This is a genomic window from Dyella silvatica (assembly GCF_026283955.1).
GTDB classification, from domain to species: domain Bacteria; phylum Pseudomonadota; class Gammaproteobacteria; order Xanthomonadales; family Rhodanobacteraceae; genus Dyella_C; species Dyella_C silvatica.
In genome coordinates, this window is record NZ_JAPDPE010000157.1 from 1 (window position 1) to 10827 (window position 10827).

The window sequence follows — 10827 nt, forward strand, 5'->3', positions numbered from 1 at the left end:
TTGCGCGATGCCGGCATCGATGTGTCCTCGCTGCAACAGGATGCCGCGCTGCGTACGGGGGTGACGGTGTCGCTATCCACGCCGCAGGACCGCGCCTTGGTCACCTTTGCCGGCGCCATCGCCGCGCTGCGCGCGGATGAAGTCAGCGACGCGCTGCTGGCGCATGCCGATCATCTGCATATTTCGTCGTACTACCTGCAAAAAGCGTTGCGCCCCGGTTGCCGCGACTTGTTCGCGCGGGCGCATGCGGCGGGCTTGAGCACCTCGCTGGACCCGGGCTTTGATCCCGATCAGCAATGGGATACCGCCTTGCTCAATACCTTGGACCAGGTCGACCTGTTTCTGCCGAACGAATTGGAGTTGCAGGCGATCACCGCGCGCGAGGATATATCGGCGGCATTGCAGGCGCTGGACAATGGCCGCACGCGCACGGTGGTGAAGCGCGGGCGCCAGGGCTGCGCGGTCTTGAACGGCGTGGAACTGTTGCAAGTGCCGGCCTATGCCGTCGATGCCGTCGACAGCACCGGTGCGGGCGATTCTTTCGATGCGGGTTTCTTGCACGCCTGGTTGCGCGGTTCGTCGCTGCAGGAATGCATGCGTTGGGGCAGTGCCTGCGGCAGTCTTTCCACCCGCGCCATCGGCGGCACCACGCGCCAGGCCAACGCGCTGGAAGTACAGACCTTGCTGGCCCACGCATCGTGATCGCGGTCGCTGGGTTCAATACCGCCATCGACCGCTTTATCCGGCTCGATGCCTTACGCCCAGGCGAAGTCAGCCGCGCGCTCGGTGAGCAGGTGTATCCCGGCGGCAAAGGTCTGCATGTGGCCCAAACCATTGCCGCGCTGGGTGAGCGGGTGCAACTGGTGGGTTTGATCGATGCGGCGCACCGCAACCTGATCGCTCGGCGGATGAGTGAGCGCGGTGTGCTTTTTCACGGCGTCGAAATTACCGACAGTATTCGCAACTGCCTTGCTTTGCAGGACGCCAACGGACAGATCACCGAAATTCTCGGCCAGGGTCCCTTGCTTAGCCAGGCGCAGCAGGCGGCGTTGCTGCTCGATTTTCGCCGCAGCGTCGATGAAAGCGAGCTGGTGGTTTTATCCGGCAGTTTGCCGCGCGGCTTTCCGCCCACGACCTACGCCAAGCTGGTGACTCAGGTGCATGGCGTGGGTAAGCGCTGCCTGGTCGACGCCAGCGGCATGGCGATGCAAAACGCTTTGCAGTCCCAGCCATTCTTGATCAAGCCCAATCGCGACGAAATTGCCGAACTGCTGGGGCATCCGGTGGACGATGTCGCGGCCGCAGTGGGTGCCGCCGCGCAGTTGCAGCGGCGTGGCGTGGCCATGCCGGTGGTGTCGATGGGCGCCCTGGGTGCGGTCGCGGCCGATGCCGACGGTTATTGGCACGCCGAGCTGACCCTCGACGAGGTGCGCAATAGCGTCGGCTCGGGCGATTGCCTGCTGGCCGGCATCGCTGTGGGCATCAAGCGTGGCATGAGCCTGGAGCAAACCCTACGCCTTGGCGTGGCCTGTGGCGCGGCGACTGCGCTGGCCGAAGAAACCGGGTTTGTCGAACGCCGAACGGTAGAAGCGTTGTTGCCGCGTGTGCGCGTGCAGCGACTGACGATTTAGGAAGAGCGGGAACAAGCGACGGTTATTCCGTGGCTTGAGAGCGGTTGAGCAACAGGAAAAAAGTCCACGTAGAAGGGGAGTTCTCCGTGGCACACATCGTCGCCTGTACAGGCATGCCATGCATGCCTCGGCAGTGCGATAGAAAACCACGGGAGGAGAACATTCATGCACACGAAGAAAGGTGGTTGTTGTACGGTCGATAGCGATGTCATGGGCGAAAAAAGTATCGGCGCAGATCACGGCGAGCAGCGCCGCAAGCATAAAAAAACCACCAACGCACTGGCCCTGGCCATTCGCACTTCGCTGATGATGTGCGTCATGGGCGGTCTGGTCCATGCCGGCACCGCCACGGCGCAAGACAGCACCGCCACCGACACCACGGTCAAGGCGTCCGCCAAGAAGACCGACAAAACCGCCGACGATAAGCCCGTACGCTTGCAGCAAGTCACGGTGACCGGCTCGAACATCCGCAGCGTCGATGTGGCCGATGCGCAGCCGGTGATCACCATCAGCCGTGTCGATATCGAGCGGCAAGGTTTTGCCACGGTAGGCCAGCTACTGCAAAACGTCTCCTCGGCCAGCACGCCGGACCTGAGCATGTCGGCGCCCGGTGACCTGGGGCCGAATCAAGGCGGTCAGTTCGTCAATCTTCGTGGCCTTGGCGCGCCGCGCACGCTGGTGCTGGTCGATGGGCAGCGCATCGGCGCCGCGCACGGCGGCTACACCAATATCAATGTCATTCCGGTCGCCATCATCGATCACATCGACGTGCTCGCCAACGGCGCTTCGGCGGTCTATGGCTCGGACGCGATCGCCGGTGTGATCAACATCATTACCCGCAAGAATTTCAACGGCGCCGAGATCAATACCTATAACGGCATTTATTCGCCGCACGGCGATGGCATGCAAAGCCAGTACGACGTCACCTTTGGCAAGACCACCTCGAAATGGGGCGTGGTGTTCAGCGCGTCGTATCAAGACCAGCGACCGGTGTGGACCAGCTCACGCGATTTCTCCAGCTATCCCTGGACCGATCAGCATCCGTACTATGGCCGCACTTATGTCGGCCTGCAGCCGATTATCAGCAATGCGGCTTTTCCCGATGGCAGCCATCACGGCGTGGTGCTTAATCCGGGCGGCAATCCGTTCAACCTGGGCGACTATCACCGGATCGTGCCGCGCACCTTCAATGCCGGCGGCGATGTAGGCAGCCTCGCCGATGCAGGCGACTACACCTACAACAACGACAGCGGTCATCAGAACATGCTGCGTACGGCGGATACGACCAAGAATCTGTATCTGGATGCCCACTACAACATCACCTCGAACATCACCGCGAAGTTCAACGCGGGCTACAACATCGATCACGAAAAGGCGACCGCCGGAACCGCCACGCTGTACAGCGGCATGGGTGGGCACGATGATTTTCCGTCGCTGTTATCGGCCAACAGCTATTACAACCCGTATAACCAGCCGGGCATGACGCCACAGGATGTGAAGTTTTATCGCAAAGTGGCTGGGATGACCTTTAACAGCTACAACAACCCGAAGAACTACCGCTACAGCGTCGGCCTGGAAGGTAATTTCAGTGTCGGCGAGCGCTTGTTCAACTGGGACGTCAACTATTACGACAGCAAGATCACCGGCGTAAACACGCGCACCGGCTATTTCAATCTGATCCATACCAAGAATGCGCTGGGCCCGTCCTTCATGGGCGGCGACGGCGTGGTTCATTGTGGAACGCCGGGCAACGTCATCGACGGCTGTGTGCCCTTGAATCCGTTGGGCAGCCTGACACCGGCCATGCTCAACTACCTGGCGATCAACAGTGTCGAGCACTACGGTAGTAATGAAAAAGCCGCGTCGGCCGATTTCGGCGGCAATTTGTTCACCCTGCCAGGCGGCCAATTCAGCTTCGCCACCGGTGTGCAGCATCGCAATGTGTCGGGCTATGACAGCCCGGATGCCTTCGCCGCGGCGGGCAATTCCACCGATGGCGCGGTCGGCCCGAACAGCGGTAGCTATTCCTTGAACGAGGCCTACGCCGAGGTCAATGCGCCGCTGGCAAAAGACCTGCCCGGCATCAAGAGCCTGTCGCTGGATGCGGCCATACGCTATTCGAACTACAGCAACTTCGGCAGCACCACCAACACCTCGTACAAACTGACCTGGCAGCCGATCGAAGACCTGATGATTCGCGCCAGTTATGGCACCGGCTTTCGCGCGCCCACGGTTAATGATCTTTATCAGGGGCGCTACAACGCGGGTGGCTTTACTGACCCCTGCGATGGCGTGTACGGTCCGGCCGGCTATGGCTACAGCGGCGTGGTCGCACAGCGTTGCCTGACCGGTTTCGGCGGCATTCAAGGGGTAGGGCCCAATTTCCGTCAGGTCGATCTGACCGGACTGCCGGTGACCCAGGCCGACGCCGCGGGCATCACCGAGAGTTTCAACGGTGGCAATCCGCATTTGCGGCCGGAAACCTCGTACAACGGGCAAGTCGGTTTTGTGTATAGCCCCTCGTGGTTTCAGGGCTTCAATGTCAGCGTGGACTATTGGCGCTACAACATCCGCAACCTGATTACCGGCATCACCAACGATCAGGTACTGGCCAATTGCTATCAGTACGGCCTCACCGATGCCTGCTCACAGTTTCAGCGGCAGGCCGGCTCGAACCAGATCATCAATCTGTTGAATCTGGAAACCAACGCCGGCTGGCAGAAAACCACCGGCTACGATTTCTCCTTTGCCTACACTGTGCCCAAGTTCTCTTTCGGCCAGTTCAAGCTGGGCCTGAACGGCACCTATGTCACCAGCTATAACACGCTGCCGACCATTGGCTCGGCGGTGAACTACGGCGTGGGCGTGGCTTCGGCGCAGACATCGATGTCGGTCTGGCGCTTGCGCGGCAACTTTACCGTGGACTGGTCACTGAACGATTTCGGCGCCAGCTGGACCATGCGTTACTTCTCGCCGCTGAAAGCGCCTTGCGCCTTTCCGCCGCCGGATACACGCTCGGCCTTCCCCTGCAGCCTGCCCAACTACTACGCGCCGGGTGTGGGCCCGCAGCCGATGACGCAGATCGCCTCGGTGACCTTCAACGACGCGCAGGTGTATTGGAAGGCGCCGTGGAATGCGACCTTCTCGCTGGGTGCGAACAACATCTTCAACCGCAAGGGGCCGTATATCTACGGTGGCTACGCGGGCAGCGATACGCCGTACAACTACAACGCGTCGTATGACATCGGGCGTTACATCTACGTGCGTTATCAACAGCGGTTCTAATGTGCCGGCGGCCGGAGTTTGCCGCCGATCCATCCAGACCCGCTCGCTTGAGGGCGGGCGGGTCTGCCATAGCGTGCTGTAGGCACTCCTTGCGATAGGGCTGAGCCCCTGCTGACGTGGTACTGACATCGGCGGATGTTTACTGCGTTATCTATCGCACCGGGATGGGCCAAGACAGTACCTGAGTGATCTTCAAGAGGGCTTGTCATGTTGTTTGTTGCTTTTAAGAAACCGGCCGCGGTCGTGGCCGCGATGGCTAGCCGCCGGTCGCTCTCGCCGCGGCGTGGTACGCGGCTTGCCGTGGGCTTGCTGGCTGGCTTGATCGGCTGCGGCCTGGCGCATGCCGATGAGAGCGGTATCTCCAAGCCCGGTGTGCCGGTATTCAGCGATCAAGCCGGCGCGGAGCATTTCGGCAACGCCGCCATTGAGGCGAGCTGGAAGGTCGCCGACCAGCACCTTACCGACATGCTTATGGTCGATCGGTCGCATGACCTCACCTTGAAAATCGTGGCACCGTTCGCCCTGACCCTGGCCGATGGCAAGACCGTGCACGCGGCCGACATGCATCTCGCCGCGGCGCCGAGCGAAACGGCGCTGCCGGTCAACGCCGATGCGTCGCGCTTGGCTGAGCGCCTGCCGGGCAAGGCGGTGCAAGCGACGTTTACCGATGGCGAGGGCCGCTTCCGGGTTCAGTGGCAACTGCTGCAGCGCGACGACTCGCCGTATTTGCGCGAGCAGGTATCGATCACCGCGCTCAAGCAGGACGAGAACATCACCGGCGTGTCGTTGTTTGAGTTGCAAGCAGCGGGGGTGCAGGTCAGCGGTGATGTAAAGGGCTCGCCGGCGGTGGTGGGCGACGCTTATGTGGGCTTCGAGCATCCATTGTCGGAGAGCGAGGCTCGCGGCAACCACGTCAAGTTCAACCTGGTGCGCGGTTTGCCGCTGGAAAAAGGCAAGACGATTACTTACTCGGCGGTGGCCGGCGTCACTCGCAGTGGTCAGTTGCGCCGCGATTTTGCCGCTTACATCGAGCGCGAACGGGCGCACCCGTATCGGCCGTTCCTGCATTACAACTCGTGGTACGACATCGGCTATTTCACGCCGTATACCGAGGAGCAGGCGCTGGATCGCATCAACGCTTTCGGCAAGGCTTTGCATGAGCAGCGCGGCGTACAGCTGGACTCCTATCTGTTCGATGACGGCTGGGACGACCGCAGCGGCAGCTGGCATTTCAGCAAGGATTTTCCGCACGGCTTCGTGCCGTTGCGCGACGCGGCGGCGAAGTATGGCGCCGCACCAGGCGTCTGGCTGTCGCCCTGGGGTGGCTATGGCCCGCCCAAAGAGATCCGCGTGAAAGAGGGCCGGGCGAACGGCTACGAGATCATCGATGGCGGTCTCGCCTTGTCCGGGCCCAAGTACTATCAACGCTTCCACGATGCGGTGCTGTCGCTGGTCAAGGACAACGGCATCAATCAATTCAAGTTCGATGGCACCGGCAATGCCGACAAGGTATTTCCGGGCAGCCGCTTCACCAGCGATTTCGATGCGGCGATCCAGCTGATCGAAGACGTGCGCGAGGCCAAGCCGGATACCTTTATCAATCTCACTACCGGTACGTATCCGTCACCGTTCTGGCTGCGCTATGCCGACTCGATCTGGCGCGACGGCGAAGATGATGACCTGGCCGGTGTCGGCAGCAATCGTGAGCGCTGGATCACCTACCGCGACGCGCAAACGTATCGCAATGTGGTGCTTAAGGGGCCGTTGTTTCCGATCAACTCGCTGATGCTTCACGGCATCATCTATGCGCAGCAGAATCGCCGGCTCAATAGCGACCCCGGTCACGACTTCAGCAATGAAGTGCGCTCGTACTTCGCCACCGGCACGCAGTTGCAGGAGATGTACATTACCCCGTCGCTGTTGAGCACGGAGGACTGGGACGTGCTGGCCGAGGCGGCCCGCTGGTCGCGGACCAACGCTAATGTATTGCGCGATACACATTGGATCGGTGGCGATCCGCAGCGCTTGAATGTCTACGGCTGGGCGGCATGGTCGCCGGAGAAGGCCATCATCACCTTGCGCAATCCCGATGCGCATGAGCAGGTCGCGGTGATCGATCTGCCGCGTCAGCTTGAACTTCCGGCAGGTGCGGCAAGCAAGTACAGCGCGCGCAGTCCGTGGAAATCCGATAGCAAGCGTGCGGCGTTGTCGTTGGATACGGCACATGCCACGACGATCCCGTTGAAACCGTTCGAGGTGTTGACACTGGAGTTGACGCCGCTGAAGTAATCGCGACAGCGAGGGCAGGTTGGCGATGCGCCTGACGCATCCCAACCTGCCGCACCCTCGGTATGAATCAGCTGGAGCATAAGCATGCAACGACGGGATTTTCTGCGACTGACCGCCTTGACGCCGCTGCTGGCGTTAAGCCCGCGCGGGCATGCTGGCGCTGCGCAGCGCTCGACCGAGTTGTTACCGGATGGCCACGCGCACCGCTTCGAACTCGGCGCACAGCAGTTTCTTCTGGACGGCAAGCCGCTGCAGATCCGCAGCGGCGAAATGCATCCCGCGCGTATTCCGGCCGAGTACTGGCAGCATCGCATTCGCATGGCCAAAGCGATGGGGCTCAATACCATCGCCGTGTATGTGATGTGGAATGCCTTGGAGTCGGAGCCCGGGGTGTTCGACCTGAAAAGCGGCAGCCGTGACTTTGTCCGTTTCATCAAGCTGTGCCAGCAAGAAGGCATGTGGGTGTATCTGCGCCCGGGCCCGTATGTCTGTGCCGAATGGGATTTTGGCGGCTTGCCGCCGTATCTGCTGCGCGAGGCGGATATCCATGTGCGCAGCAAGGACGATCTGCCTTACATGCATGCCGTGGCACGCTACCTCGATACCCTCGCGCCGCTGATCAAGCCGTTGATGGTGAGCCAGGGTGGGCCGGTATTGATGTTGCAGATCGAGAACGAATACGCCTCGTTCGGCCATGACCTGGATTACCTCAAGCAGCTGCAGGCGATGTGGCGGCAGCGTGGCATCGATGGGCCGTTCTCGATTTCCGATGGCTTGTCGCAAATCCAGAAGCAGCAGACGTATCTGCCTGGTGCGGCCCTGGGCCTCGACGGCGATACCGATTTTGCCGCGGCACAGAAAATCGCCGGCGAAGCGCCGGTATGGGTTGGCGAAGGCTATCCCGGCTGGCTGACGCATTGGGGCGATGCCGAGTTCCAGCGCGGCGATTACGTGGAGACATTGCGCAAGCTGCTGGAGCAGGGCCGCTCGTTCAATCTGTATGTGGTGCATGGCGGCACCAATTTTGGATTTACCGCGGGCGCCAATGCTAACGGCGATTACTCGAATTTCGAACCGGCGATTACCAGCTACGACTATGGCGCGCCGATCAACGAGCGCGGCGAGGCGACTGCCGACTACCATCGTTTCCGCGCCTTGCTGGCTGCGCATGCACCGCATCGGTTACCGGAGATTCCCGCGCCGCCGCCAGCGATCCGTTTCGCGCCGCTGACGCTCATGCCATACGCCTCGCTGTGGGACAACCTGCCGAGCGCGAAAGCGGTAAGCAAACCCATGCCGAACGAACTGTTGTTCGCACAGGATCACGGCATGGTGCTTTATCGCAAGACGGTGCGCGCTGGCGGCAGCTTGTCTGTGGACGGCGTGCGCGACTACGCCACCGTGTTCGGTAATGGCCGCTACCTCGATTATCTTTCGCGCGTGCAAAAGCCCGGGCTGCGCAAAGAGCAGCGTGTCGAGCTGCCGGCGACTCAGAAGGGCAGCGATATGGTGCTGGATATCCTCGTCGATAGTTTCGGCCACGTCGGCTATGGCCATGCGATGCAGGACCGCAAAGGTATCACTGGCGCGATCCACCTCGATGGCAACGAATTGACCGACTGGCAGGCGTACAGCCTGCCGCTGGATGACGCCTTCGTCGGTTCGCTGAAACCGCTCACCGGCAGCGCCATGCGCCCTGGTCTGTTCTTCAAGGCTGCGCTGGCTATCGATCGGCCTGGCGACAGCTACATCGACATGAGTGCCTGGGACAAGGGCTATTTGTGGGTCAACGGGCGATTGCTCGGCCGCTACTGGCACATCGGCCCGCAGCAGCGTTTGTTCTGCCCGGCGTCGTGGTTGCGCCAGGGCGACAACGAGATCCTGGTGTTCGACCTGCATCGGACCGAGGCGGCGTCGATTCACGGCGTCGAGAGGTTGCAAGGCTGATCCGCAGATCTTTCACAGGGATGAATGCACATCAGGGGTTTGAACGTCGGCGGCCCATCAGTCGCTGACTCCCATCGAAAGCGAACACACCACCAGTCAATCAACTGTTTCACACACCAGCGAGGGGATTTTCATGAATGCCATGTGTTGTCGTGTGTTGCTGTGCCTGTTATTTCTGATGCCCCTGGCCGCGATGGCCGAGTCGATCGTGCCGGGTAGTTACACCAACTATCGTTTCGATGCTTCGATCGCGGGATTTCAATCGGTGGATTTCGGCATCACCGTGAAAGTCGATCCTGGCTACCGTGCCAACACCTTCTGGAGTAACCAGTTCGGCCTGGTCGGGACCAACTCCGGTGCCTATACCGGTATGCAAAGTGATGGTGGCAGCGACCGCATCTTTCTGTTCTCGGTGTGGGACGCCACCGACGCCAAGCCGGGCAGCGACGGCAGTTATTGCCAAAGCTTTGGTGGCGAGGGCGTGGGGCAGAGTTGCCGCATGGCCTATGCGTGGAAGCAGGGGCATACCTATCGCTTTCACGTGGCCTATGAGGGCGGGCAGTGGCTGGGCGTGACAGTAACCGATCTGCATACCGGGTACGCGTTCAAGCTGGGCAGTATTCGCACCGCTTCCACCCAGATATCTCCCAAGGGCATGGTCAACTGGACCGAGTATTTCGAGTGGAATGCACCGGATGCCTCCTGCTACGACCAGCCTTATTCGAAAGCGGAGTTCGCGCTGCCGAAGGGCGATGGCGGCGTGGCGACGGCGAGCGTTTCTTCCACCAGCGTGAAGCCGGGCTGCTCCGCTTTCAGCGAGGTGATGCTCACGCCGGCTGGCAGTGAGCATCGCAATGCCTTGGGCAATACCATTCGTGGTGCGGTGCAGGCAGCCGGCAAGGCCTCCTGGTGCATGGAATCGAAGGGCGGCGCGGCCAGCGGCGTGGCGGCCATCAGCAATATCTGCAGTGGCGATCAGAGTCAGTCCTGGGTTTATGCGTCGGATCACACGCTACGCTTGCAGAACAATTTATGCCTGGATATTTCCGGCAGCAGCAAGGCAGTGGGGGCGGCAGTCGGCGTTTACACCTGCACCGGCGGCACCAATCAACGCTGGACCGCGATGGGCGCGCTGCTGCGCAGCGACTGGTCCGGGCTTTGCCTTGCCGCAGCTTCGCCGGGCGCTCAGCTGACCATGCAGAGCTGCAGCTTTGGCGCGGCGAATCAGCGCTGGGATCTGCCTGAATCCAGCAGAACTTCGCGCTGGCCATGACGGTGGGCGCAGCCTGGGCTAGCGCCCGGGCTCGCCCTTTCAGCTAGATGTTGAGAGCATACGGCGCAGTGACGCCAAGTGATCCGCGTCGTACTCATGGGGCGCGATGTTTACCTTTGGAGACAGTGATGAACACATTGAAGGTTGTTGGTACCTGCTTGTTGTTATCGGTCTTGCCCTTGGTCGTTCATGCCGGCGATACGCCAGGCAGCTATACCAATTACAAGTTCGACTCGAGCGTGAGCTCGCTTAATTCAGTCGACTTCGGCATCACCGTGAAAACCGACCCCGGTTATCAGGCGAACGTCTATTGGAGCAACCAGTTCAGTCTGGTCGGTACCAGTTCGGGTGGCTATACCGGCATGCAAAGCAATGGCGGCAGCAAGCGCATGTTTCTGTTTT

7 protein-coding genes are annotated in these 10827 nt (G+C 60.9%); all 7 read left to right on the forward strand.

The window, feature by feature from the left end; genetic code table 11:
• Positions 1–702 (forward strand): carbohydrate kinase family protein (locus tag OUZ52_RS21070; RefSeq protein WP_266160533.1); only part of this gene is annotated, 702 nt, incomplete at its 5' end.
• Positions 699–1631: a 1-phosphofructokinase family hexose kinase gene (locus OUZ52_RS21075; RefSeq protein ID WP_266160534.1), complete on the forward strand. Its 933-nt coding sequence runs from the start codon at positions 699–701 to the stop codon at positions 1629–1631. The genes OUZ52_RS21070 and OUZ52_RS21075, both read left to right, overlap by 4 nt.
• Before the next feature lie 165 nt (positions 1632–1796).
• Complete coding sequence (locus OUZ52_RS21080) at positions 1797–4916, forward strand: TonB-dependent receptor plug domain-containing protein (RefSeq protein WP_266160535.1); 3120 nt, start codon at positions 1797–1799, stop codon at positions 4914–4916.
• A 207-nt stretch (positions 4917–5123) separates the two neighbouring features.
• Positions 5124–7205, forward strand: a complete 2082-nt coding sequence (locus OUZ52_RS21085; RefSeq protein WP_266160536.1) for an alpha-galactosidase — start codon at positions 5124–5126, stop codon at positions 7203–7205.
• 84 nt (positions 7206–7289) lie between these two features.
• Positions 7290–9152, forward strand: a complete 1863-nt coding sequence (locus OUZ52_RS21090; protein ID WP_266160537.1) for a beta-galactosidase — start codon at positions 7290–7292, stop codon at positions 9150–9152.
• Between the two features lie 133 nt (positions 9153–9285).
• Entirely contained in the window at positions 9286–10425 is a 1140-nt protein-coding gene (locus tag OUZ52_RS21095) for an RICIN domain-containing protein (RefSeq protein WP_266160539.1), read from the forward strand.
• A gap of 128 nt (positions 10426–10553) precedes the next feature.
• On the forward strand, positions 10554–10827 hold a 274-nt coding region (locus OUZ52_RS21100), incomplete at its 3' end, for a hypothetical protein (protein ID WP_266160542.1).